Here is a 23,514-nt window from a genome sequence, read left to right as displayed (position 1 = left end):
TCATGACAGCATATCTCGATAACAACGCCACGACCATGGTCGCTCCTGAAGTGCGTGAAGCAATTCTGCCCCTGCTTGCAGAGGAATATGGAAACCCCTCATCCATGCACCGTCTCGGTGGTCAGTCCGGCATGCTTATGGAGCAGGCCCGTCAGAAAGTTGCTGCCGGATTGAATTGTGATCCTGCTGAGATCATTTTTACCTCCTGTGGAACCGAGGGCGACAACACCGCAATATTCTCCGCCCTTGAAGCACAGCCGGATAAGAAGCATCTCATAACCACTCGTGTGGAGCATCCTGCGGTTCTCAATGTCGCTAAACATTATGAACGCAAGGGCTATGATGTTACTTTTTTGAGCGTGGATTCCAAGGGCAGGTTCGACATGGACCAGTACCGGACTGCTTTTCGTCCTGATACCGCTCTTGTATCGGTCATGTATGCCAACAACGAATCCGGGGTGATTTCTCCTGTTCAGGAAATGGCCGAAATAGCCAAGGAGCGCGGTGTGCTCTTTCATACAGATGCCGTGCAGGCCGTGGGTAAAGTCGCTATCGATCTTCAGAAACTGCCTGTTGATTATCTTGTTCTCTCCGGGCACAAGATTCATGCCCCCAAGGGAATCGGCGCCCTGTTCGTGCGCAAGAACGCTCCCTTCCGACCTTTCATGCTCGGCGGGCATCAGGAACATGGCAGGCGCGGCGGAACAGAAAACCTGCCCGGTATTGTCGGACTAGGTGTTGCCATGGAACTGGCCGCAAAAAATATCGAGGATGAAAATACCCGTGTGAAGGCCATGCGTGACCGTCTCGAAAAGGGACTTATGGATGCTATCCCCGAGGCCATCATTAACGGCGATCAGGAAATGAGGCTGCCCAATACACTGTCCATCGCTTTCAAGTATATCGAAGGCGAGGCCATGCTGCTCATGCTTGACCAGTTCGGGATTGCCGCCAGTTCCGGTTCGGCCTGTACTTCCGGTTCGCTGGAGCCGTCTCATGTGCTTCGTGCCATGGGCGTGCCGTTCACATTTGCCCACGGTTCGCTTCGTTTTTCCTTGTCCACCTACAACACCGACGAGGATATTGATCTGGTGCTCAAGGAGCTGCCGCCCATTATCAGCAGGCTGCGTGAGATGTCTCCCTTCAGGCGCGGCGACGAAGGCTTGGATTGGGTAGAAGATCACGACCATTAAATTTAAAGGGCGAAATTTTATTTGCAGTAAAATTTCGTCCAAATTTTGCTTTTTGCGTTGAAATCAGGCAGGGATTTAGAAAACAAGTGAGTTGAACATGAAGATCCATGAATCCATGATCACACTGGTTGGAAATACTCCGCTGGTGAAGTTGAATAAAGTGACTGAAGGTTGTGTCGGGCAGGTAGTAGCCAAACTGGAATTTTTTAACCCGTGCTCATCGGTTAAAGACCGCATAGGCGTTTCCATGATCGAGGAAGCGGAGAAGCGAGGGGAGCTAAAGCCGGGAGCCACTGTTGTTGAACCGACCAGCGGCAATACCGGAATCGGGTTGGCTTTTGTCTGCGCTGTGAAAGGTTATAAGCTGGTCCTGACCATGCCGGAATCAATGAGTCAGGAGCGCAAGGACCTGCTCAAGGGGTTCGGTGCGGAGCTGGTGCTTACCCCGGCAGCTCAGGGCATGACCGGGGCGGTGAACAAGGCCAAAGAGATTGCGGAGAGTGATCCGGATGCCTTTCTGCCTTTGCAATTCGACAACCCGGACAATCCTCTGGCCCATCGCAATACAACCGTCAATGAAATATGGGATGATACTGACGGACAAGTGGATATTTTCGTGGCCGGAGTCGGTACCGGGGGAACCCTTACCGGAGTCGGTGCCGAACTGAAGAAACGCAACCCGGCGGTCAGGATTGTTGCGGTTGAGCCTGAAAAATCCCCGGTTCTCTCTGGAGGTTCCGGCGGTCCGCATGGCATTCAGGGCATCGGGGCCGGATTTGTGCCTGAGGTCCTACAGACCGGGCTTATCGACGAGATTGTCAAAGTTGCGGATGAAGATGCCATTGCCATGTCGCGCAGGCTTATACAGGAAGAAGGTATTTTGTGCGGTATATCAGCCGGGGCAGCGGCCCATGCGGCTGTGGAGATCGCAAAGAAAGAAGAAAACAAGGACAAGCTTGTGGTGTTTATTGTTCCCGATACCGGGGAGCGTTATCTGAGCACCGCTTTGTTCAAGGACTGAGGTTTAGAAAATGGTTAGTAAGATCGGCGGCTCTGTGCTGACGAAGGTTGTGGACGCCCTGTGCGATGAAGATTCATATCAGACTGTGTATCACATGCCTGAACATGATCGTCCCATGCCTTCAGTAGATGCGCTGGGCGAATTTGTGGAAAGGCTGCGGGCTGTTCTTTTTCCCGGTTATTTCGGTGATTCCGAAATCCGGCCCGAGACCATGCGCTACCACATCGGGGGAAACCTTGATGCGGCTTACAGGATTCTGGAAGAGCAGATTCTGCGCGGACACTGTTTTTTCTGCAAGGCCGATGAATTCAATTGTATGGACTGCGAGTCCGATGCCCGGCGCATTGCCTCGCAGTTCATGGAAAAGCTGCCGGAAATTCGCCGTCTGCTGGCAACGGATGTGCAGGCCGCCTACGTGGGTGATCCTGCTTCCAAAAGCCCGGGCGAAACCATTTTCTGCTATCCCAGCATCATAGCCATGACCCATCACCGGATTGCCCACGAACTTTACAAGCTGAACGTGGATCTCATCCCGCGCATCATCGGCGAGATGGCCCATTCCAAGACAGGAATTGATATCCATCCCGGTGCGCAGGTGGGCGAGCACTTTTTTATCGACCACGGTACCGGTACTGTCATAGGCGAAACCTGCATCATCGGTCGTAACGTGCGCCTCTATCAGGGCGTGACCCTCGGGGCCAAGAGTTTTCCGCAGGACGATTCAGGTAATCTGATCAAGGGTATAGCCCGTCATCCCATCGTGGAAGATGATGTAATTGTTTACTCCGGGGCCACCATCCTCGGGCGGGTAACCATCGGTAAGGGTTCGGTCATCGGCGGCAACGTCTGGGTGACCCGTTCTGTTGATGCCGGAGAGCGGTTGTTGCAGCGGTAGGCTTGTGTGATTTACAAATATAAAAGGGAGAATCGTTCATTCGATTCTCCCTTTTTTTGATATGTGTTTCTTAATTCAACAACATATCCATAACTTGTTCATCTTTGTTTTTCTTGGGCTTCGGCCTGGGGGCCGGAGCAGGAGGAGGTGTCTGTTGCTGCTGGCTTGCGGAAGACTGGATTGAGCTTTGTGATGAGGAAGATCCCTTGCCGGCAAAGTAGAAATCACCCACCATTGAAGAGGATTCCCATGGGACCTGTTTTTTTTCGGTGTCTTTCATCACTCCGCGGCGGACCTGTTTGAAGAATTTTTCAATGGTCATGCCTTTGTTGTTCATATTATTTATCATGTGGGTCACGTAAGGACTGTTGCGTCCTTTTCCGTCATAGGCCACGCGCCCCGGTGAAGTTGCAAAGGCTATGAAAGAACCGGTGGGTGCATCCATCTGTGCCAGACCGTTGCGCCCGGACCGGAAGCTGCGTTTGAAGGGGTTATTGCGGCAGGCGTCAAGGATCACCACGTTCATGCGGTTTCCGGCATCTTCCATCTTGGCCAGCACTTTCCCGGCATCAATCGCCTCGTAAGGAACATCGGACTGGCCCTGAACATTCATGCCCAGCGGACAGAGATAGTTGATGCCGTCCACCTGCAGGCCGTGTCCTGAGAAATAAAACAGTCCTACATCATAATTCTTGAGTCTGCTGCCGAATTTATCGATTGCCCGGCCAATGGTGGACCGGTCGGCATCTTTAACAACCATAACGTCAAAGCCTACTTTACTGAGGGCCTTATCCATGGCCGTCACATCGTTGACCGGATTCTTCAGGGGGCCGTTTTTATAGGCTGAGTTGCCGATTAGCAGTGCCAGTCGTTTCTGGGCCAGACAGTCGTTTGCGCCAAGGGTCATGATTGCCATAGCTGTAAGCAGAAAAGAGCAGAACAGCCTGAGCGAGAACGTCATATTCATTATGAACCCCCTTCATAGAATCAGGAAAAATATAAAGTTGCTACAACTGTTATACCATAACTTGATGGAAAGAAAAGAAGAAGGCACCTCCGAAGAAAAGTGACATGAAGAATATCCAGATGGGTTGCAGGAAGAAGCAGATCAGACCTACAATTTTAACCCAGCCGTGGACTCCTCCGGTATCGCGCATGATTACGGATGCTCCTCCCACCGGAGCAGTGGATTTGATGGCTCCGATTTTGGCGGTGCTGTCGCGGTAGTAGAAAAAATATGCGCTCATGCCGTATCCGATCTGGGCGATAAAGTTTCCGAAGGGCAGAAAGCCTATCAAAAAGGTGACTGCGGCCCAGAAGTACATTTTGCGGTACAGGAACCACCAGAACCCGAACAGGAAGGCGGGCCAATGCCAGGTTACGGTAAAACCGTCATGCAGCTGCTGGAATTTGGCAAAGTTGAAAAGGTATTTGCCTGCATTGGGGCCTATGTATTCTTCGTAATCTTGTGAAGTGATCATTTCCATAATGTTTAATCTCCTGGGTCCTTAATGCCGCAGCTTTGTTGAATTGGCAATAAGGTCAGCATGAATGCTTGTGTTACTGTCGCTCTTTTTGACATTTATATAATAATGGACTAACGAAATTTGGTTCCACGCTCCCTACCGGGGGCGGACTAAAAATATCAGCACTTCCCGGAAATTCGCAAAGAGAAGAAATATGGCAAAAATACAGAAAATAAAAGGTGTTGCAGACCTCTTTCCAGAAGATAGCGCAAGGTATGCGTTCATGGAGAAGACCGCAAGAGATGTTTTTTCTTCATATGGATATGGGGAATTGAGAGTCCCCATTCTGGAAAAAACGGAACTTTTCTGTCGTTCCATCGGTGAGGAAACCGATGTGGTGCAGAAAGAAATGTATACCTTCCCCGATCGCAAGGGCCGTTCCCTGACCATGCGTCCAGAGGCTACCGCCGGCATTGTCCGTGCTTATGTTGAAAACAAGATTTTTCAGCCCGGCAAGGTTAGCAAATATTTCACTTTCGGTCCTATGTTTCGGTATGAAAGGCCGCAAGCAGGACGCATGCGCCAGTTTCATCAGATCGATTCGGAAATTTTCGGAGCAGCTGAACCTCAGGCTGATGCCGAAGTTCTGCTTATGCTTTCTTCTTTTTTAAGTAAGATCGGTTTGGAAAAACTTTCTTTCGAGTTGAATTCTCTTGGTTGCCCTGAATGCCGTCCCAAGTATAATCAGGCCTTGAAGGATTTCTTGAGTTCTCTTGACCGGGAACAGCTCTGTGAAGACTGCCAGCGTCGCATGGATACCAACCCCCTGCGGGTACTTGACTGCAAAAGCAGGAATTGCAAAGCCCTTACCGAGAAAGCTCCAACACTGCCGGATCATCTTTGCGGTGAATGCCGGGAGCACTTCGATACCGTAATTGCCCTGATTGACGAGGCCGGACTCAAGTACACCCTCAATCCCCGTCTTGTACGCGGATTGGACTACTACCAGAGGACAGCCTTTGAAGTCACCTCAGGGGATATCGGGGCCCAGACAGCTGTCGCCGGAGGGGGACGTTATGATGGACTGGTGGAATCCCTCGGCGGACCCAAGAAGGTTCCGGCAATCGGTTTTGCCTGCGGTATGGAACGTCTGGCCATGTTGCTGCAAGGTGAGTTCGAGCCTGCCACTGATTTTTATGTAGCCCTTGTGGACGAAAGAGCTGCCAGAGAGGCTCTCATCTTCGGTGAAAAGCTGCGCCGCTCCGGTCTTAAAGGCGAGGTCGGCTTCACAGCCAAAAGCATGAAAGCCCAACTCAGGTATGCTAACAAAATTAACGCGCAGAAGTGTTTTATCTTCGGTGCGGATGAATATGAAAACGGAACGGTCACCATTAAAGAAATGACCGATGGCGGGGAACAGGCAACTGTGGTCCGTGACGAATATTTTAAGTAGAAAATTTCAAATAATATCGGGAGAGACTAAAATGTCTGAACAGATTGAAGAACGCGATTACGACGAATACCGGGTGATTGAACCCCTTGGCGATTGGAAACGTACCCACAGCTGCAACCAGATTACCGCAGCCAACATGGGTGAAAAGGTTCTGATTATGGGCTGGGTCCAGTTCCGCCGCGACCACGGCGGTCTGATCTTTATCGACCTGCGTGACCGTGAAGGTCTTACACAGGTTGTTTTCAGCCCGGAACACAATTTCGAGGCCCATGAACGCGCTCATGCCATCCGCTCTGAATATGTGGTAGCAATTAAAGGTGAAGTTCGTGAACGTCCTGACGGTATGCGCAACCCCAACCTGACCACCGGTGATATCGAAATCGTTGTTGACGAGTGGAAGCTGCTCAACACTTCCGAAACTCCCCCGTTTGCCATTGAAGACCGCAGCGATGCTTCCGAAATGCTGCGTTTGAAATACCGTTTTCTGGATCTGCGCCGCCCCGTGCTTGCCAAGAACTTCATCCTGCGCAACAAGGCAGCCCAGTCCGTACGCCGTTATCTCGACAACCTCGGTTTCCTTGAAATCGAAACCCCGGTGCTGACCAAGTCCACCCCGGAAGGAGCGCGTGACTTTCTCGTACCCAGCCGTATGAATAACGGCGATTTCTACGCCCTGCCGCAGTCTCCGCAGCTCTTCAAGCAGATGCTTATGGTTTCCGGCATGGACCGTTACTTCCAGATCGTAAAATGTTTCCGTGACGAAGACCTCCGTGCCGACCGTCAGCCCGAGTTTACTCAGATCGATATCGAAATGAGCTTCGTCAACGAAGAGCAGGTCATGGGCATGGCTGAAGAAATGGTTCGCACTGTCTTCAAAGAGACTATCGAAACCGAACTGCCCGCAGCTTTTCCCCGCATGACCTACGCTGATGCCATGCGCGATTACGGTTGCGATAAGCCGGACGTTCGTTTCGAGCTCAAGCTTCAGGAAGCCACCGATATCTTCAAAGGTTCCGACTTCAAGGTCTTCGCCAGCTCCGAGCTGATTAAGATTCTGCGCGTACCGGGCGGTGCCGAGCTTTCCCGTAAGGAAATCGACGAATACACCAAGTTCGTTGAAATCTACGGTTCCAAGGGCCTTGCATGGATCAAGGTTAAGGAAGACGGCGAATGGCAGTCTCCCATTGTAAAATTCTTCTCCGAAGAAGAATGCACCAAGCTGCGTGAACTCACCAACTGCCAGCCCGGTGATATCCTTTTCTTCCAGGCCGGAGCAGCGGACATTGTTAACGCCGCTCTCGCCGCTCTGCGTATCAAGATGGGTGAACGCTTCGAACTCATCGATGAGTCCGCATTCGCTCCCCTCTGGGTTACCGATTTTCCGCTTCTTGAGTACAACCCTGACGAAAAACGCTACGTTGCCCGTCACCATCCCTTTACCTCTCCGCAGGAAGGGCAGATTGACGAGCTTGGCGAGAAGCCTGCCGAGGCCCTTGCCCGTGCATACGACCTCGTCATGAACGGCTACGAAGTTGGTGGCGGTTCCATCCGTATCCACACTCCGGAAATGCAGCAGAAAATGTTCGCCGCTCTGGGTATTAACGAAGAAGAAGCCCGTGCCAAGTTCGGCTTCCTTATGGATGCGCTCCAGTTCGGTGCACCGCCGCACGGTGGTATTGCTTTTGGTCTGGACAGACTTATAATGATTCTGTGCGGTGCAAAATCCATCAGGGATGTTATCGCCTTCCCCAAAACTCAGAAGGCCACCTGCCTGATGACCGAAGCACCCGCAGGCGTATCCGCTACCCAGCTCCGTGAGCTCGGTATCCGCCTTAGAGAAAAGAAAGAAGCATAAGAATGCCTCCGGCGGCCCTCCGGGGGCCAAAGAACCCTTTTGCAAAAGGGTTCTCTGGACTCTCCCAAAACCTTTTAATAGTTTTGGTCTAGGGCTGCCTTGGGGATTCCTGCTTGTTTGATATACAAAGAACTATTTTACGCTAACGATGGCGAAGCCCTAATAAAAAGTTTTTTTGGAGAGTCCAGAGAACCTTTTCTTCCCAAGAAAAGGTTCTCTGGTCCCCGAAGGGACCCCCGGAAGGGCCGCCGGAGGCTATTAATATGAAATTAGATATTTTAGCTTATCCTGAAGCTTCTTTGGCAGAAGTCTGCACAAGAGTTGAAGAAGTAACTCCTGAGTTGAAGGAACAGATCGATAACATGATCGAGACCATGTACGAGGACGACGGCGTAGGCCTTGCCGCCCCGCAGGTCGGACTCCAGAAACGTCTGATCGTTATTGATCCTTCCGGTCCCAAAGAGCGCACTGACCTGCAGGTTATCATCAACCCTGAAATCGTTGAAAAGAGCAGCCAGAAGGTGGATTCCGAGGAAGCCTGCCTTTCCTGTCCCGGCTTTAAATGCGTGATCAAACGCCACGAGACTGTGACGGTCACCGGTACCGACCTTGACGGCAATGACCTCCGCATTGAAGCGGATGATTTTCTGGCCATTGTTCTGCAGCATGAAATTGATCATCTTGATGGAACTCTCATTGTCGACCGTGTAGGCCGCCTGAAACGTGCAATGTACGACAAGAAGGTAAAAAAATGGCTGAAAAGCGCTGGCGAATAGTTTTCATGGGAACACCGGACTTTGCGTCCACCATTCTCGAATATCTCGTGGAATGGGACGGATGTGAAGTCATCGCAGCTTATACTCAGCCTGACCGCCCCTGCGGTCGCGGTCACAAGGTGCGTTGTTCCGCTGTTAAAAATGTTGCCGTTAAGCATGATATTCCAGTCTACCAGCCCTTGAATTTCAAGGACGAAAAGGACGTTGAAGCACTGCGTGCTCTGGAACCTGATTTTCTGGTGGTTGCAGCCTACGGGCTGATTCTGCCCCAGTCCGTTCTGGATATCCCGGCGGTCATGCCCATCAACGTGCACGCTTCCCTATTGCCCAAGTATCGCGGTGCCGCTCCTATTCACAGATCGGTTACCAACGGAGATCACGCCACCGGAATTACTATCATGAAGATGGAGGCGGGCCTTGATACCGGTCCTATTCTGGTACAGCAGGCCCTTGGGATTGCATGGGATGATTTTACCGGAAAAGTGCATGACGAACTCGCCGACATGGGCGGCCCGCTGGTTATGGAAACCCTGCTGCGCTACAGGGATGGTCGGCTGACCGTCATGGAGCAGGATGATTCCATCGCCACCTATGCCGAGAAACTCAGCAAGGAAGAAGGGCTGATTGATTGGAATCTTCCGGTCAAGGAAGTGCATAATAAGATAAGGGGCATGTATCCATGGCCCGGAGCTTATTACTTCTGGACTCCCGAAGGCAAGGAACCTATCCGCCTCGTGCTTTCACCCGGCAAGCCCGGTGATGATGAAGTTGGTGATCATGCACCCGGAACCATTGTCGGAGAATTTGACGGCATGCTCGGCATTGCCTGTCAGGATAAGATTTACCTCGCATCCAAGGTCAAGCCGGCCGGCAAAAAAGAAATGGACGGCAAGGCCTTCATGTGCGGCTATATGAATAAGTGCTAGGAAAGCCTGCGGCGACCCTGCCGGAGGCGAAATTTATTCGTCAAAATCGCGAAGCGCTTCAACTATGAGTTTTAATAAATGAGTGTAGAAAAAGATAACAAAAAGCGGCTTTTTATCGGCCTGATCACCGGAACCTGTATGCTGCTCTGCCTGTTTCTGGGCCTGCTCTGGTATGTGCCTTATGCCGGACTGGATTCATTCGGCTCTTGGGCTTCCTGGGGTTGGGGACTGTTCATTTTCGCGCTCATCGTGCTGGTCGGTTGGGGCTATGTTGGGCTGCTCACCAATGTGGTGTTTCATCGTACATTTCCTTTTTCCCAGAAAGCGCGTGGATTAAGTGTTAAGCTTTTTCTCCCTCTGATGACTATTCTGGGCCGTATTTTCGGGCTTTCCAAGAGTAAGATCCGTGGGTCTTTCATCAAGGTTAATAACGAATTGGTCCTTTCCGAGGTGGGGCGGTTTGATCCTGAAAAGATTATGATCCTGACCCCGCACTGTTTACAGGCCAGCCGTTGTGATATGCGCCTGACCTATGACATTGATAACTGCAAGCGCTGCGGCTTGTGCTCCATTAAGGGGCTGCTTGATCTGCGTGATAAATACGGGGTGCATTTTTATGTCGCCACCGGCGGGACAATTGCCCGTAGGCTGGTGGTGCAGAACCGTCCGCGCATGATCATAGCAATTGCTTGCGAACGCGATCTTGCCAGTGGTATTCAGGATACCTATCCGCTTCCGGTCTACGGTGTGCTCAACGAGCGCCCTAACGGACCATGCCTTGATACACAGGTCGCGCTCATCGATGTGGAGAATGCTTTGCGTCGCTTTTTAAAGGAAGACAAGCTTCCTGCCGATGCGGACAAGAATGTGGCACTTACCCCTCTTACCGGGCTTTAAGCCGGGAATCCGTAAATGAAGAAAACGAATGCCTTGCCCGGCCCAAGGGGTGTTGCCTTCGAGTGTGTGACTCGTGCTCTGGACGGCGGGGCGGATGCACAGGCCGTTCTTGATAATGCTCTGACATCGGCAAATCTTGACGGACGTGACCGAGGGTTTGTTACGGAAATCCTTTATGGCTACCTGCGCATGCGTTTGAGGCTGCAGGCTGTGCTGAATTGCTTTCTTTCCCGGCCCGACGGTTTGCCTCAGCCCATAATAAGGGTATTGGGTCTGGCCGCTTATGAACTTCTTCATATGGATGTTCCAGCTTATGCTTCCGTGGATTGGGGGGTGGATTCTGCTAAGCGTCTTTCCCATGGCAAGCTCGGCGGTCTGGCAAATGCTGTGCTGCGTAAAGTGGCCCGGCTGGCTGAAGATGGGGCTGATGATGAATTTTTCCGCCGCAATACTGATTCCGATATCGAATTTCTTTCCGCTTACTATTCATGCCCGGAGTGGATTGTTGAGCTCTGGATGAAAAGCTATGGGCGTGATCGGGCTGAGCAATATCTTGAAGCGCAGATATGCCCTCCTGCTGCCGGATTTGTTCTTAATACAGCTGACAAAAAAGCTAAGGCTGCAGCTATCCAACTTCTGGAAGAGGAAGATTACATTGCCTCTGACGGGCAGGCTTTTGCTTTTTATTCAGGCTACTGGCCTGAAGCTTTCAACGGTTTGAAAGAGTCTGTGACCCGCCAGAGTTATGCTGCCCGCGAGGCCCTTGCTGTGTTGGAACCTTCCGAATGGCCTACCCCGGTCTGGGACGGATGTTCCGGGCGTGGCGGCAAGTCAAGATTTTTGCATTCAAAGGACGTTTCACCGATTATAGCCAGCGATCCCCATGCCAGAAGATTGGCCGCTTTGAAACGTGAAGTACCTTCTGTATCCGCTTTTCGTGCTTCGGCGATTAATCCGCCGCTGGCTAAGGAATCTATCGGTACGGCGCTGCTTGATGTTCCCTGTTCCGGGCTGGGAGTCCTTTCACGCAGGCCGGATACCAAGTTCAAGCGTACCCCGGAAGATGTGGATTCATTGGTCCGCCTACAGTCGCGTATTCTGGACAACAGTTGGGAAACCGTGCGCAGGGGAGGGCGGCTGGCTTACATCACCTGCACACTCAATCCAGAAGAGAATGAGCTCCAGATTAAATCCTTCCTCAAGCGGCACAACGACGCTGTTTCTTTGAAAGAATGGACTACACCGCCGGATTCGGAACTACACGAATTTTTCTATTCGGCTTTGATTGAGAAAAAGTAGAGATAAAAGCCCCTTTCGACCTAATGTCGGAAGGGGATTTTTATTGTTTATGTGCAGGATAGCCTAAGCCTGATCGGGATGATTCTTCTTTATAAATTCAAGGAATTTCAAAGCTTCTGTATGGCTTGAGTTTAATTCAAGGGCCTTCTTCAGGTGGGTGGAGCATTTGTCGAGCACACCTTTTTCGAAATATGCCCGGGCGATATTGTAGTGCAGGTTCTCATCATTGGAAGTAATTTCCAGCGCCCGGTCATAGTAATCTATTGCCTGATCCTGCATGCCTGTCTTGCGCAGGTTGATACCGAATTCATTGAACAGATGTTTGTGCTCGGTTTGAAAGGCGGCATCAAGTTTGACCAGCCTGTTGAAGATGTCGTTGGCCTTGTTGGATTCCCCGCGTTCCATGTAGGTCAGCCCAAGGCCGAAGTTGGCTTTTACGTTGTCTTCATCCACACCCAGCGCATTCTGGAATTCAAATTCTGCACTGTAGGTGGCCCCGGCTTGCCTTGCTTTTTCTCCACGCGCAATAGTGGAGTTCAGTTCCTGCATTTTCGGATAGACCGTGGAGACGTAGAATTCAGGCTCAGGTGAATACTTGGATAGGAACTCTTCCATAGGAACGACTGTTTTGGGGCCGGCTGGCACATAGCTGGTATTGAGGGCTTGAACCTCTACATTTTCCGGGTTGAGCTCTTCAGCCATCCAGTACATTTTGCTGATAGTCCGGCGCACAGTAGTGCCAGTCCCGATTTTTTGCACATTTTGACTGGAGAAGACACCCTTAATTGTCTGTCTGCCTGTATTTTGATCTGCCGTGGCCATTAGACCTTCCTTTTGATTTCCTGAAATTTATGCGCACTATAGATAATATTTACAAAAAATTCCACTAGCAAGATATTGCATCTGCGCTCAATACAATTAAAGGAATTAATTGTGAATAAAAACCATTAATGCTTAATTTTGTTCTTCATTTTTTTTAAAGGACGATTTAGTCTGGCCTCCGTTTTAATCATTGTTAAAAATGAGTGCATTGGGGTTGATTGAGATGACAAAAGTTGGACATTAATGTAAGTACTCATTTTTAACTTTTTTTTATGGTTTTATCAAAATGCCGTGTGAGCGGGTTCAGAAAAGTAGAGGGAATTATGAGCAAAGCAAAAGTAGGGTACCGTATTAAGACATTCAGGGAAAAACAGGGGCTCAGCCTTGAGGATTTTTCCGACCGTACAGGCCTGGGAGTCGATTTTCTTGAAGCTGTGGAAGAAAAAGAGAATTATCCTTCCCTTGGACCTCTACTTAAGATTGCCAGAGCTCTTGGCGTAAGACTCGGTACTTTTCTGGACGATCAGGTCAGCAAGGATCCTCTGATAGTTAAGCTTGGAGAACGTAAAGAGGAATTCTCCATGCATTCTGATGTGGAAAAAACAGCGTCCATGAAATATTTTTCTCTTGCCAAGGGTAAGAGTGACCGTCACATGGAACCGTTTTTTATTGAAATCCAGCCTGAGGAAGACGAACCCAAGCTTACCTCTCACGAGGGTGAAGAGTTTATCATCGTGGTTTCCGGTAAGCTCAAAGTTGTTTACGGCAGGGAAGAGAGCGTGCTGGAAGCCGGTGACAGCGTATATTTCAATTCCGTGGTCCCGCACTACGTGGCAGCCGACGGCAGCGAAAAGTGCGACATTTACGCAGTCCTTTATTTTCCGGAATAAGAGAGGGGTTTATGGAAAAATCACATCTCAGGGAAATAACACTTGGAGCACTGCTGGACGAAACTATTGAGAAATGTCCGGATCAGGAAGCTGTTGTCTATGTTGATCGCGATTTCCGCCTGACCTACCGTGAATTCGGTGAGTTGGTGGACGATCTGGCCATGGGGCTTATGGCTCTCGGAATTAAAAAGGGCGAGAAGGTTGCGGTCTGGGCCACTAACGTACCTTACTGGGTGGCGCTGCAGTTCGCAACAGCCAAGATCGGGGCCATACTGCTGACGGTTAACACTTTTTACCGGAACACCGAACTGGAATACCTGCTCAAACAGTCCGAGTGTGAAAACCTTGTTATCATAGACGGTTTCAGGGAGATTGACTACCTCCAGACCGTGTACGACCTGATTCCGGAACTAAAGACTCAGGAGCGCGGTTACCTCAAAAGTGATAAATTTCCTGATCTCAAGAGGGTGTTCTTTCTTGGTCAGGAAAAACACCGCGGCATGTATTCCATGGCTGAGGTTATCAACCTTTCCGCAGTGACTACAGAGGAAGATTACGCGGAGCGTCAGGATTCCCTTGATCCTCATGATGTGGTCAACATGCAGTACACCTCAGGAACCACCGGGTTCCCCAAAGGCGTACAACTGACCCATTACAACATAGGCAACAACGGGTTCTGGATTGGTGAGAACCAAGGGTTCAAGCCCGGTGACCGCCTCTGTCTGCCTGTACCCCTGTTTCACTGTTTCGGTTGCGTACTCGGCGTGCTGGCAGCTGTTAATCACGGTACCACCATGGTCATCCTTGAGGGATTCGACCCGCTGCTGGTCATGGCTTCCGTGGATCAGGAGAAGTGCACCGCCCTTTACGGCGTGCCGACTATGTTTATCGCTATTCTTGAACACAAGTTATTTGCGAAATTTAACTATTCTTCTTTGCGTACCGGTATCATGGCCGGGTCTCCCTGTCCTATCGAGGTCATGAAAAAGGTTATGGACAAGATGAACATGACTGACATAACCATTTGTTACGGATTGACCGAGGCTTCACCGGTTATGACCCAAACCCGCATCGAAGACAGCGTCCAGCGCCGTACTGAAACAGTGGGCCGGGCCATGCCTGAAATTGAGGTCGCCATTATCAATCCGGAAACAGGCAAGATGTGCGCTAACGGTGAAACCGGTGAAATCTGTTGCCGCGGTTATAACGTCATGAAGGGATATTACAACAATCCCGAGGCTACCAGCTCTGCCATCGATATGGACGGCTGGCTCCATTCAGGAGATCTCGGAACTATGGATGATGAAGGGTACGTTGACGTAACCGGACGCCTTAAGGACATGATCATCCGTGGCGGGGAAAATATATATCCCCGTGAAATTGAGGAGTTCCTCTATACCATGGATGGGATTCTTGATGTACAGGTGGCCGGGGTGCCCAGTAAGAAGTACGGGGAGCAGGTCGGGGCCTTTATCATTCTCAAGGATGATGTGGAAATGGATCAGCAGGATGTCATTGACTACTGCCGCGGTCAAATTTCCCGCTATAAGATCCCCAAGTACATTACCTTCATTGACGCTTATCCCATGACCGCAAGCGGCAAGATTCAGAAATACAAACTCAGGGACATGGCTGCAGAGCTTTACCCTGATGCATAAAAAGCAAAGGGGCTTTGCTCCGGCAAGGTCCCTTTTTTAATAGGTAAATTTATCGCCAAAAGCGGCAAAGCCGAAATAAAATGTTTTGGGATTCTTAAACCGTTTTGCAAAATGGTTTAAGCCGCCGGAGGCAAATGGAGGCAAAATGAGTAACGAACAGGCTTATAAGGATATTGCTCCTAGGCTGGCGGGCCTGCGTGATGCAATGGACATGAGCGTTGAGGATCTGGCTGAGAAAGTCGGGGTTACCCCGGAGCGTGCCAAGCAGTACGAATCCGGTACCGTGGAAATCCCGGTCAGCTATCTGATGGATGTGGCTCACCTTTGCGGAGTCAGCCTTACTGTGCTGATTTCCGGCAGCGAAGCCCATCTGACTAACTACGCGCTGGTACGCAACGGCAAAGGGCTGAATGTAGATCGTCGAAAGGACTACGACTACAAGAACCTTGCTTCTACTTTCGTAGGCCGCCGTATGGAGCCTTTCATGGTCGAAGTTCCGGCTAAAGAGGTTGCGGACATGAATTTTACCACCCACCGCGGGCAGGAGTTCATTTACGTGCTGGAAGGTCGTCTTGAACTCAGGCTCGACGATTCCGTACTGGAGCTTGGAGAAGGCGATTCCCTGTATTTTGATTCGAATACTCCTCACGCCCTGAGAGGGCTTGACGGCAAATCTGCACGCATGCTGGATGTAATTCTATAGCAGGTCGCCAAATGACGCACATATGTGCTCCAGCGGCCTGCGGTAAAAAACAAGTTTTTTACTCACAAGGATTTTACATCAAACACCAGCAAGAGGATGCAAGCCATCCTATCGTGGAGAAATAAAAAAATGGAAAAGCAGAAATACGGCTCTTACGAAGAGTTCTGTGCCGAATACAAGGTTGAGGTTCCTGATAATTACAACTTTGCTTTTGATTGTGTGGACGCAATAGCTGCAGACGATCCCAGTCGTCCGGCAATGATTCATATCGGTCCCGACGGCACTCGTACTGAAAAAGATTTTGACTTTTTTTCCAGGAAGTCAGCACGTCTTGCCAATGCACTGAGTAAGGCAGGAGTGGAAAAGGGCGACCGGATAATGATTATCCTCTACCGCCGTATTGACTGGTGGGTGTCCATGCTGGCTTGCCACAAAATCGGTGCCGTACCCGTTCCTTCCCCGAACCTGCTTACCGTGAAGGACATTGAATTCCGGGTGAATTTTGCCAAGATCAAAGGTATCATCGCCGAAGATTCCGTGGCTGACCGTGCTGATGAAGCACAGAAGAAATGCCCCTCTCTAAAGGTTATGGTTCAGGCCGGTGATGGCGATCTGCATGACGGCTGGCTTGATTTCGAAACCGTCTGTGATGAAGCTTCAGATTCTTTTCCCCGCCCGGCAGATTGCGCAGGCGGTGATGATCCCCTGCTCATCTTTTTCTCTTCCGGTACCACCGGACAGCCGAAGATGGTCGAGCATACCCATAATTACCCATTGGGCCACTATGTGACAGGTGCCCACTGGCATGATCTTGAACCCGGAAATATTCACCTTACCCTCGCCGATACCGGTTGGGGAAAGGCTGTCTGGGGCAAGTATTACGGCCAGTGGATGGCCGGGGCAGTAGTTTTTGTCTGGGATTTCCGCGGCAAGTTCGAACCTTCGGAGTTGCTTCGTGTCCTTGCTGAAAACAAGGTTACCAGCTTCTGCGCACCGCCTACGGTTTACCGTTTCATGATCCGCGAAGACCTTACCAAATATGACCTTTCCGCACTTACTCACTGCACTACCGCAGGTGAGCTGCTTAACGCTTCAGTGTTTGAGGCATGGAAGGAAGCCACTGGGCTGCCTTTATATGAAGGTTATGGGCAGACCGAATCAGTGCTCCAGATTGCAACCTTCCCGAACATGACTCCTAAGCCGGGCTCCATCGGCAAGCCTTGTCCGGGTTGGGATATCACCCTCATTGATACTGAAGGCAATGTCTGCGCTCCCGGTGAGGAAGGGCAGATCTGCGTTAAACTCGATCCCCGTCCTGTAGGCTTGTTCACCGGATACCTTGACGAACCGCAGAAGACTGCAAATGTCATGGTTGACGGTTATTATCAGACCGGTGACAAGGCATGGATGGACGAAGACGGTTACTATTGGTTTCTTGGCCGTACCGATGACCTGATCAAGAGTTCCGGGTACCGCATCGGACCCTTCGAAGTCGAATCCGCACTGATCACCCATGATGCCATCGTTGAAGCCGCTGTGACCGGTGTTCCCTGCGATGTTCGCGGTCAGGCTGTAAAAGCCACTGTTGTTCTTGCTTCCGGCTACGAAGCCAGCGATGAGTTGACCAAGGAGCTGCAGAACCACGTCAAGAAAGTCACCGCGCCCTATAAGTATCCGCGTGTTATCGATTACGTAAGTGAGCTGCCCAAGACCATCAGCGGCAAGATCAAACGTGCAGAGATCCGCGCCAAGGATGAGGCTGACGCAAAGGCATAAAGGCATGCCTCCGGCGGCTTAAACTCTTTTGGGAAAAGGGTTTAAGATTCCCATAACTTTTTAGTAGGGTTTCGCCGCGTAGATTATAGATATGTCTGGCTTAGGGACCGCAATATCTTTCGAGATATTGCGGTCTTTTTTATTTGACCTGTCTACAGCTTCATAGTTCATGTTAGGTTCATCGCATAGCTATGCATGGAGTCTAACATGGTTAAAACATCATCAGGAATTACTGTGGGGCGACTGGCTAAGAAGTACGGCCTTTCGCGCAGCACGTTGCTTTATTATGATTCAATCGGGCTTCTTTCCCCATCGGCTCATATGAAGGGTGAGTACCGTTCGTATGGAGTGGAAGATGAAAAGCGTCTGGCCCAGATCTGCCATTATCGTAAGGCCGGCATACCGCTCAAGGAGATCAAGGTGATACTTGATTCCCCGGCAAGCGGGATCTCCGGGGTACTGGAAGCGCGGTTAAAGGAGCTTAACGAGGAGATTTCTTCGTTGCATGCGCAGCGGGAGTTCATTTCCGGTATCCTGAAAAGTTCTCCGCATGTGCAATCCTCAAAAATGGATAAGGCCGCATGGACTGAGGTGCTACGGTCTTCCGGGTTCAGCGAGAAAGACATGCAGGACTGGCACAAGGCCTTTGAACGTACTCATCCGGATCAGCATCAGCAGTTTCTGGAGTATCTGCACATTCCTGACGATGAAATACGTCTGATCCGCAAATGGTCTGCAGGACCGCAACGGATCATCAAAGTGAAGCAAATAAGTGAGAAATATATGGAATTATTCTTAAATTTTTTCGACACATTGGCAAAGCTGGGGCCCGGAAGCCCGGAGACAACAAAGAAAGCCCTGAGCATGGTTCGTGGTTTACCGGAAAAGTCCAAGGTTCTTAACGTCGGTTGTGGAACCGGTATTGAGACACTCGCCTTGTGTGAAGGGACCGACATGGAATTAACCGCCCTCGACAACCGCCCGGCTGTGTTGGATGTGTTAAAGACCGAGGCAGGCAAGGCAGGCTTTACAGATCGCATCTCAATCGTTCTCGGTGATATGAACGAGATGGATTATGATGCCGAATCATTTGACATGATCTGGTGCGAAGGGGCCATCTTCATCACAGGATTCGAGAACGGCGTTTCCAAGTGGCAGAAGTTTCTCAAGCCGAATGGTTACATCTGTTTGAGTGAACTGGCATGGCTCAGTGATGAACGTCCCGAGGAAGCGGTGCAGTTTTTCCAGAATATCTATTCTGAGATGAAGTCCGTACGTGGCAATATCGAGATCATGGAAAGGCATGGTTATGAAGTAACCGGATATTTCATAGAGCCTGAATCCGACTGGTGGGATACGTATTACGCAGAAGTACAGCGCAACCTGCCCGGATATACCGATGCCAATAAGGACAATTCCGAGATGAATGCTCTGGCTGAAAACATTAAGCGCGAGATGGAAATTATGCGCAAGTATGGACATGCGGTTGGGTATGTCTTTTACGTGGCGCGTAAAAAATAAGTCATCGGTATATATCTGCAGATTAATATAAAATCGTAACCATGCAGGCCACATGGTTGCAAATCAAGAGCAGGAGTTCAAAATGAACAAGGAGAAATGGACAGAAATATTCCGCGAGGCCGGATTCAATGACGAAGACATGCATAACTGGCATAAGGCTTTTGAAAAGCTGTACCCGGAAAAGCATCAGGCCTTTCTGGAGCACATTCAGGTGGATAAGCAGGAAATTAAAAAGATCAGGGAATGGTCGAGATAGTTCGGCTATTACATGAGTGTAATTAAGCCCCGTACTCGTGTGAGTGCGGGGCATTATGTTAGGTTGGAATAAGGCTTGATGTTTTCTCTGGATAAGAGGAAAAAAGAATATGCAATTGTACGCAATACGGTTTGTAGTTGCGGGGTGGAGCTTAAAACTTCGGAGTTAAAAAATGAGAACACTCGGAAACATCCTGTGGTATTTCCCTTTCTTCGGATTCGTAAACGCGATCATGTTCTTTCTGCTAGGCTCATTGCTGGTTCTGACCGTAGTCGCCTCTCCGCTCGGTCTGGGGCTGATTCAGTACAGTAAGTTCCTGTTCGCGCCCTTCAGTTGGTCTATGGTCTCCAAAGAGGACCTCAATGTGGAATCCAATCCCGCTTGGGAAGCTTATTCCATAATCATCATGATCCTCTGGATTCCTTTCGGGGTCATTTTCGCGCTGATTACCATCTGTCAGATAGTAGGTTTGGCAATATCAATTGTGGGTATCCCGGTAGCTTTGGTGCTGGCAAAGTCCCTGCGGACCATCTTCAATCCCGTAGGCATGGTCTGCGTACCCGCAGTTGTTGCGAATGAAGTGCAGCGGCGCAAGGATGAGGATGCTATTGATAAGCATATCCGCTAGTTGTTGAAATTTTGTTGGATATTTGAAAGCCCCGTGCTCGTTTGAGTGCGGGGCTTTTGTTGTTTGATAGCGGATTGACCTTCATAGGCTAAGCAAATACTTTGTGTTAAAGGAGTTTCTATGCCTACTGATTATCTTAAGCCCGACCCCCTGAGCGCATTGCTGCGCGAAATTGATGAGCGCAAAGCACAGCTTGATGCATGCCGTGATTCAGTCAGTTCTCAGATCGTAGACGCCCTGAATATAGAATACACCTATGACAGCAACCGTATTGAAGGGAATACCCTGACCCTGCGCGAGACCGATCTGGTTATCAATAAGGGGCTGACCATCGGCGGCAAATCCATGCAGGAGCATCTTGAAGCGGTTAACCATTACGAAGCCATTCAATATATCCGCGAACTATCCGCGGATGCCGCAAATTTTTCCGAGAAGGTAATCAAGGACATCCATGCTATAATTTTACAAGGCATAGACCGTGAAAATGCAGGCAAGTACCGCAGTGTCCCGGTGGCTATTTCCGGCAGTCGTCATATTCCCCCGCAACCGTGGCAGGTTCCCGTGCTCATGGAACAGCTTGTTGCATGGTATGAGGAAAACGAGCCTGTCCTGCATCCCGTAGTGCTTGCTGCGGAAGTACATGAGCGTATCGCTACCATCCATCCTTTCATAGACGGCAACGGGCGAACTGCACGCTTGGTCATGAACTTGATTCTGATACAGCGTGGTTACTTGGTGGTTAACATCGCAGGGGATACAGATAGTCGTCTGGCTTATTATGGAGCATTGGAGAAGTGCAATCTTGAGGACGAGAAGATTGAATTTATTGAGTTGATCGCCGGGTATGTTTTGAAGAGTTTGTGTGGGGTTTTGGAGCGGGTGAAATAAATATTTATTAGATTTTTCATTGGATATTGGAAAAGCCCCGTGCTCGGTTGAGTGCGGGGTTTTTTGTTTAGCGTAGGTTGAAACATCAAAATAATACCCTCGCTTATTTTTGTGATATGCGTGAGAGTTTAGTTAGTAGTTTTAAATGGTATGAGTCTTTTTTCTAAAACAATTTAAGCATGGAGGCATATATATGTCTAAAGTGGAGAATCAGAAGTATTTTGTCGTGGAACCTGATGGTTTTGATGGTGATAATTTTGAAAACTATCATGTAGTGGAATGCATAAAGAAGGGTGAAGAGTGTGAAACGCCAAAGAAAAAGTCTTTGTGTGGTGAAAAACGAGATGATTGCCTCTCTATATTCTATTATGATGATGTTGTCGGTGAAAATAAATTACGCACTAAGCTGGCTAAGATGCAAAATGACGGTAAGAAAATTTGTGGCAAATGTGTAGCAAGCCTTTATGCCGATAAAAAATAAGTTGCAGTGTCAAAACAAAAAAGCCGGGCCTCCTCACGAGACCCGGCTTTCATCTTCAAAACCTTAACTGTCCACAACAGAACTTATTCAGCCTTTTCCTCGTCAGAAGATTCAACAGGCTTAACTTCTTCGGTTCCAGCTTCTTCAACATCCTTCTTGGCATGAATCATGTCCTTGCGGTCTACATGATACTTATCAGCAGCGGGTTTGCCGCGATTCTCACGCTTATGGGCCGCTCACCCGGAATAAGATTGAAACTCCCCATGCTTTTAGCTATATTTAATCAGTAAGAAGGAGCCATATATGATTGATCTTACCACCATAACTGATCAGGCCCTACAGCTGGCACCGGTGCAGAGAGCCGAACTGATTGAGTCTTTGCTGGCAAGCTTTGATTCAAGACGTAAGTCCATTGACAGCAAATGGGCCAATGAAGCCGAAAGCCGGATAGACGCTTTTGAGCAGGGTAAAATTGATTCAGTTTCTGCAGATGATGTTTTTGACTGCATTGGGCGGCAGGAATAATGATCAGGTTTCTTTCCTGTGCGCAGCAGGAATTAAACGAAGCAGTCTCTTGGTATAATGAACAGAGTCCCGGGTTAGGTTTTGATTTTGCGGCTGAAGTAAAACGCGCACTTTCCCGCATGGAAGAACACCCTGAAGCTTGGTCTTTGATCTAGAGAAGAACACGGCGGATACGTATTTCACGATTCCCCTACGCTGTAATTTATCAAGTTCGGCAGGATTGTCTGCTGGTTGTAGCAATTATGCACATGAGCAGAAATCCTATGCACTGGAAAAATCGCATTTAAGCATACCTAAAAAAGCCGGGCCTCCTACGGAGACCCGGCTTTTCACTTAATATCTTCAACTATCCACAACAGAACTTATTCAGCCTTTTCCTCGTCAGAAGATTCAGCTGGTTTAGCTTCTTCGGTTCCAGCTTCTTCAACATCCTTTTTGGCGTGAATCATGTCCTTGCGGTCTACATGATACTTATCAGCAGCTGGTTTGCCGCGATTCTCACGCTTTTTCTTGGGCGGTTCCACGCTCATTTCGCAGCCGGCCATGTTGCGGGCAAAGACGAGGTATCCGGTGTGGGCTACCATGCGGTCTTCGGGGCGCAGGCGTTCGGCCACGGGTTTGTAGTGGCGGATCAGGATTTCGCAGACTTCCTGTTCTTCGAAGGGCATATCTTCCATAGCCTTGAGCAGGTCGCTGACCTGATTGGTAGTCGGCAGCAGGAAGCCGCACATTGCACCGGGGATTACTGCTTTGGGAATGTGGTGCAGGTAATCCCATGGGTTCGGTACGTCGAGGAAGAGGGCGTCACAATCGCTGGCGAGGAAGCCGTCTTCAATGTTCAGGTTGAACTGTTCAACGCGGTGTTCAAGTCCGGCCCATTCGAGATTTTTGCGGACCAGCTTATAAAATTCGGGGCGTTTTTCGTGGGTGTAGACCTTACCGGTATCACCTACGTAGTAGGCGAGGGCGGTGGTCAGGCCTCCTGAGCCGGAGCCGGATTCCACTACGCGAGTTCCGGGACCGATACCCAGCTTGAGCAGCAGGTAGCTGATCTCTTTGGGGTACATGATCTGGGTCTGGCGTTTGAGGCCTTTGATGATATCGTAGATAGTGGGTTTAAGGATTTGGTATTTGTGGCCCAGATGGGTTTCCACAACCTTTCCGTACCCGGCGGCGAGGATGTTGTCGGTATACATCATGCCGTCATGTGTATGTATTTCTTCCCCGGCGTTGAGGGTGCGCAGATAGCGCTTGCCTTTGGGGTTTACGAGCAAAATTAGTTGTCCTGCGTCAAGCATGAGACTTCCTCCTGAATTGATCTACGGCCCGATTACGGATGAAACCGTATAAAGTCAAGGTTACAGATAATGTATCATCTGTATGATACATATAGCTCTTGAGTTTTTTGACATTTAAGAATAAGTGTTTAACTATCGCATTGAATGAAATTTATCTTCGCGCAGCTATTTTTACACATCTCCTGCAAAAATCACAGTTGGAATCACGAAAGGGCCATTCTTTTGTTTGCCCCATATCTCGCCAATAGGGATTCCAAAGGGGGCTTAGCTCCTTTGGCCGCCGGAGG

Annotated in this window: 25 protein-coding genes; 21 read left to right on the top strand and 4 right to left on the bottom strand. The window is 49.7% G+C overall.

All coding sequences use genetic code 11. From position 1 onward, the window contains the following. Positions 1-2: 2 nt before the first annotated feature. The 3 genes from nifS (at position 3) to ACKU41_RS11255 (ending at position 3,109) form a co-directional block, all read left to right on the top strand. Positions 3-1,193, top strand: a complete 1,191-nt coding sequence (gene nifS, locus ACKU41_RS11265; RefSeq protein ID WP_321400828.1) for a cysteine desulfurase NifS — start codon at positions 3-5, stop codon at positions 1,191-1,193. A 97-nt stretch (positions 1,194-1,290) separates the two neighbouring features. Then, positions 1,291-2,214, top strand: coding sequence for a cysteine synthase A (gene cysK / locus ACKU41_RS11260; RefSeq protein ID WP_321400826.1), 924 nt, complete (start codon positions 1,291-1,293; stop codon positions 2,212-2,214). 10 nt (positions 2,215-2,224) lie between these two features. Next, positions 2,225-3,109 (top strand): serine acetyltransferase, encoded by an 885-nt coding sequence (locus tag ACKU41_RS11255; RefSeq protein WP_319777465.1) that lies wholly within the window; start codon positions 2,225-2,227, stop codon positions 3,107-3,109. Positions 3,110-3,179: 70 nt separating this feature from the next. On the opposite strand, the gene ACKU41_RS11250 is transcribed toward ACKU41_RS11255, so the two are convergent. Together ACKU41_RS11250 and ACKU41_RS11245 are read right to left on the bottom strand one after the other, a co-directional pair. Continuing rightward, positions 3,180-4,076, bottom strand: a complete 897-nt coding sequence (locus ACKU41_RS11250; RefSeq protein WP_321400823.1) for a caspase family protein — start codon at positions 4,074-4,076, stop codon at positions 3,180-3,182. A gap of 49 nt (positions 4,077-4,125) precedes the next feature. Further along, positions 4,126-4,596, bottom strand: a complete 471-nt coding sequence (locus ACKU41_RS11245) for a DUF2628 domain-containing protein (RefSeq protein WP_319777463.1) — start codon at positions 4,594-4,596, stop codon at positions 4,126-4,128. Positions 4,597-4,789: 193 nt separating this feature from the next. Here ACKU41_RS11245 and hisS point away from each other — a divergent pair, with 193 nt between their 5' ends. The 6 genes from hisS to ACKU41_RS11215 all read left to right on the top strand — a co-directional run bounded on the left by hisS (position 4,790) and on the right by ACKU41_RS11215 (position 11,781). Next, the gene (gene hisS, locus ACKU41_RS11240; protein ID WP_321400821.1) at positions 4,790-6,028 is read left to right on the top strand and encodes a histidine--tRNA ligase; all 1,239 of its coding nucleotides are present in this window, start codon (positions 4,790-4,792) and stop codon (positions 6,026-6,028) included. A 31-nt stretch (positions 6,029-6,059) separates the two neighbouring features. Next, positions 6,060-7,883 carry an aspartate--tRNA ligase gene (gene aspS / locus ACKU41_RS11235; protein ID WP_321400819.1) on the top strand — a complete coding sequence of 608 codons (1,824 nt, stop codon included), beginning with the start codon at positions 6,060-6,062 and terminating at the stop codon, positions 7,881-7,883. 263 nt (positions 7,884-8,146) lie between these two features. Then, positions 8,147-8,659 (top strand): peptide deformylase, encoded by a 513-nt coding sequence (gene def, locus ACKU41_RS11230; protein WP_321400817.1) that lies wholly within the window; start codon positions 8,147-8,149, stop codon positions 8,657-8,659. After that, on the top strand, positions 8,635-9,585 hold the full coding sequence (fmt, locus tag ACKU41_RS11225) for a methionyl-tRNA formyltransferase (RefSeq protein ID WP_321400813.1): 951 nt from the start codon (positions 8,635-8,637) through the stop codon (positions 9,583-9,585). Before def ends, fmt begins: the two co-directional genes overlap by 25 nt. A 78-nt stretch (positions 9,586-9,663) precedes the next feature. Then, a complete protein-coding gene (locus tag ACKU41_RS11220; RefSeq protein WP_319777458.1) occupies positions 9,664-10,482 on the top strand; it encodes a DUF116 domain-containing protein in 819 nt (272 codons plus the stop codon). 15 nt (positions 10,483-10,497) lie between these two features. Then, positions 10,498-11,781, top strand: coding sequence for a transcription antitermination factor NusB (locus ACKU41_RS11215; RefSeq protein WP_321400811.1), 1,284 nt, complete (start codon positions 10,498-10,500; stop codon positions 11,779-11,781). Positions 11,782-11,844: 63 nt separating this feature from the next. Here ACKU41_RS11215 and ACKU41_RS11210 read toward each other — a convergent pair whose 3' ends face one another. Then, a complete protein-coding gene (locus tag ACKU41_RS11210; RefSeq protein ID WP_321400809.1) occupies positions 11,845-12,603 on the bottom strand; it encodes a tetratricopeptide repeat protein in 759 nt (252 codons plus the stop codon). Between the two features lie 323 nt (positions 12,604-12,926). Here ACKU41_RS11210 and ACKU41_RS11205 point away from each other — a divergent pair, with 323 nt between their 5' ends. The 12 genes from ACKU41_RS11205 (at position 12,927) to ACKU41_RS11150 (ending at position 22,216) form a co-directional block, all read left to right on the top strand. Then, complete coding sequence (locus ACKU41_RS11205) at positions 12,927-13,493, top strand: XRE family transcriptional regulator (RefSeq protein ID WP_319777455.1); 567 nt, start codon at positions 12,927-12,929, stop codon at positions 13,491-13,493. Between the two features lie 11 nt (positions 13,494-13,504). Next, complete coding sequence (locus tag ACKU41_RS11200) at positions 13,505-15,151, top strand: AMP-binding protein (protein ID WP_321400807.1); 1,647 nt, start codon at positions 13,505-13,507, stop codon at positions 15,149-15,151. 145 nt (positions 15,152-15,296) lie between these two features. Next, complete coding sequence (locus ACKU41_RS11195) at positions 15,297-15,854, top strand: XRE family transcriptional regulator (RefSeq protein WP_319777453.1); 558 nt, start codon at positions 15,297-15,299, stop codon at positions 15,852-15,854. Positions 15,855-15,983: 129 nt separating this feature from the next. Beyond that, a complete protein-coding gene (locus tag ACKU41_RS11190; RefSeq protein WP_319777452.1) occupies positions 15,984-17,630 on the top strand; it encodes an AMP-binding protein in 1,647 nt (548 codons plus the stop codon). 207 nt (positions 17,631-17,837) lie between these two features. Continuing rightward, positions 17,838-19,151, top strand: a complete 1,314-nt coding sequence (locus tag ACKU41_RS11185) for a MerR family transcriptional regulator (protein WP_321400804.1) — start codon at positions 17,838-17,840, stop codon at positions 19,149-19,151. Positions 19,152-19,233: 82 nt separating this feature from the next. After that, entirely contained in the window at positions 19,234-19,407 is a 174-nt protein-coding gene (locus ACKU41_RS11180) for a hypothetical protein (RefSeq protein ID WP_319777450.1), read from the top strand. Between the two features lie 172 nt (positions 19,408-19,579). Beyond that, a complete protein-coding gene (locus ACKU41_RS11175) occupies positions 19,580-20,035 on the top strand; it encodes a YccF domain-containing protein (protein ID WP_321400801.1) in 456 nt (151 codons plus the stop codon). Between the two features lie 120 nt (positions 20,036-20,155). Continuing rightward, a complete protein-coding gene (locus ACKU41_RS11170; protein ID WP_321400800.1) occupies positions 20,156-20,923 on the top strand; it encodes a Fic family protein in 768 nt (255 codons plus the stop codon). 193 nt (positions 20,924-21,116) lie between these two features. After that, a complete protein-coding gene (locus ACKU41_RS11165) occupies positions 21,117-21,404 on the top strand; it encodes a hypothetical protein (RefSeq protein WP_321400798.1) in 288 nt (95 codons plus the stop codon). Positions 21,405-21,707: 303 nt separating this feature from the next. After that, the gene (locus ACKU41_RS11160; protein ID WP_321400796.1) at positions 21,708-21,929 is read left to right on the top strand and encodes an addiction module protein; all 222 of its coding nucleotides are present in this window, start codon (positions 21,708-21,710) and stop codon (positions 21,927-21,929) included. Continuing rightward, positions 21,929-22,084, top strand: coding sequence for a hypothetical protein (locus ACKU41_RS11155; protein WP_321400794.1), 156 nt, complete (start codon positions 21,929-21,931; stop codon positions 22,082-22,084). The genes ACKU41_RS11160 and ACKU41_RS11155 overlap by 1 nt, the downstream gene beginning before the upstream one ends. A gap of 15 nt (positions 22,085-22,099) precedes the next feature. Next, the gene (locus tag ACKU41_RS11150; RefSeq protein WP_407944430.1) at positions 22,100-22,216 is read left to right on the top strand and encodes a hypothetical protein; all 117 of its coding nucleotides are present in this window, start codon (positions 22,100-22,102) and stop codon (positions 22,214-22,216) included. 75 nt (positions 22,217-22,291) lie between these two features. On the opposite strand, the gene ACKU41_RS11145 is transcribed toward ACKU41_RS11150, so the two are convergent. Beyond that, positions 22,292-23,227, bottom strand: coding sequence for a tRNA (adenine-N1)-methyltransferase (locus ACKU41_RS11145; RefSeq protein ID WP_321400792.1), 936 nt, complete (start codon positions 23,225-23,227; stop codon positions 22,292-22,294). Positions 23,228-23,514: the final 287 nt, after the last annotated feature.

The organism is Maridesulfovibrio sp. (assembly GCF_963678865.1).
Classification (GTDB): domain Bacteria; phylum Desulfobacterota; class Desulfovibrionia; order Desulfovibrionales; family Desulfovibrionaceae; genus Maridesulfovibrio.
This window is presented reverse-complemented; position numbering and strand designations above follow the sequence as displayed.

Coding starts and splice junctions, on each gene's coding strand:
- nifS (WP_321400828.1), top strand. CDS start 3: ATGACAGCATATCTCGATAACAACGCCACGACCATGGTCGCTCCTGAA.
- cysK (WP_321400826.1), top strand. CDS start 1,291: ATGAAGATCCATGAATCCATGATCACACTGGTTGGAAATACTCCGCTG.
- ACKU41_RS11255 (WP_319777465.1), top strand. CDS start 2,225: ATGGTTAGTAAGATCGGCGGCTCTGTGCTGACGAAGGTTGTGGACGCC.
- ACKU41_RS11250 (WP_321400823.1), bottom strand. CDS start 4,076: ATGAATATGACGTTCTCGCTCAGGCTGTTCTGCTCTTTTCTGCTTACA.
- ACKU41_RS11245 (WP_319777463.1), bottom strand. CDS start 4,596: ATGGAAATGATCACTTCACAAGATTACGAAGAATACATAGGCCCCAAT.
- hisS (WP_321400821.1), top strand. CDS start 4,790: ATGGCAAAAATACAGAAAATAAAAGGTGTTGCAGACCTCTTTCCAGAA.
- aspS (WP_321400819.1), top strand. CDS start 6,060: ATGTCTGAACAGATTGAAGAACGCGATTACGACGAATACCGGGTGATT.
- def (WP_321400817.1), top strand. CDS start 8,147: ATGAAATTAGATATTTTAGCTTATCCTGAAGCTTCTTTGGCAGAAGTC.
- fmt (WP_321400813.1), top strand. CDS start 8,635: ATGGCTGAAAAGCGCTGGCGAATAGTTTTCATGGGAACACCGGACTTT.
- ACKU41_RS11220 (WP_319777458.1), top strand. CDS start 9,664: ATGAGTGTAGAAAAAGATAACAAAAAGCGGCTTTTTATCGGCCTGATC.
- ACKU41_RS11215 (WP_321400811.1), top strand. CDS start 10,498: ATGAAGAAAACGAATGCCTTGCCCGGCCCAAGGGGTGTTGCCTTCGAG.
- ACKU41_RS11210 (WP_321400809.1), bottom strand. CDS start 12,603: ATGGCCACGGCAGATCAAAATACAGGCAGACAGACAATTAAGGGTGTC.
- ACKU41_RS11205 (WP_319777455.1), top strand. CDS start 12,927: ATGAGCAAAGCAAAAGTAGGGTACCGTATTAAGACATTCAGGGAAAAA.
- ACKU41_RS11200 (WP_321400807.1), top strand. CDS start 13,505: ATGGAAAAATCACATCTCAGGGAAATAACACTTGGAGCACTGCTGGAC.
- ACKU41_RS11195 (WP_319777453.1), top strand. CDS start 15,297: ATGAGTAACGAACAGGCTTATAAGGATATTGCTCCTAGGCTGGCGGGC.
- ACKU41_RS11190 (WP_319777452.1), top strand. CDS start 15,984: ATGGAAAAGCAGAAATACGGCTCTTACGAAGAGTTCTGTGCCGAATAC.
- ACKU41_RS11185 (WP_321400804.1), top strand. CDS start 17,838: ATGGTTAAAACATCATCAGGAATTACTGTGGGGCGACTGGCTAAGAAG.
- ACKU41_RS11180 (WP_319777450.1), top strand. CDS start 19,234: ATGAACAAGGAGAAATGGACAGAAATATTCCGCGAGGCCGGATTCAAT.
- ACKU41_RS11175 (WP_321400801.1), top strand. CDS start 19,580: ATGAGAACACTCGGAAACATCCTGTGGTATTTCCCTTTCTTCGGATTC.
- ACKU41_RS11170 (WP_321400800.1), top strand. CDS start 20,156: ATGCCTACTGATTATCTTAAGCCCGACCCCCTGAGCGCATTGCTGCGC.
- ACKU41_RS11165 (WP_321400798.1), top strand. CDS start 21,117: ATGTCTAAAGTGGAGAATCAGAAGTATTTTGTCGTGGAACCTGATGGT.
- ACKU41_RS11160 (WP_321400796.1), top strand. CDS start 21,708: ATGATTGATCTTACCACCATAACTGATCAGGCCCTACAGCTGGCACCG.
- ACKU41_RS11155 (WP_321400794.1), top strand. CDS start 21,929: ATGATCAGGTTTCTTTCCTGTGCGCAGCAGGAATTAAACGAAGCAGTC.
- ACKU41_RS11145 (WP_321400792.1), bottom strand. CDS start 23,227: ATGCTTGACGCAGGACAACTAATTTTGCTCGTAAACCCCAAAGGCAAG.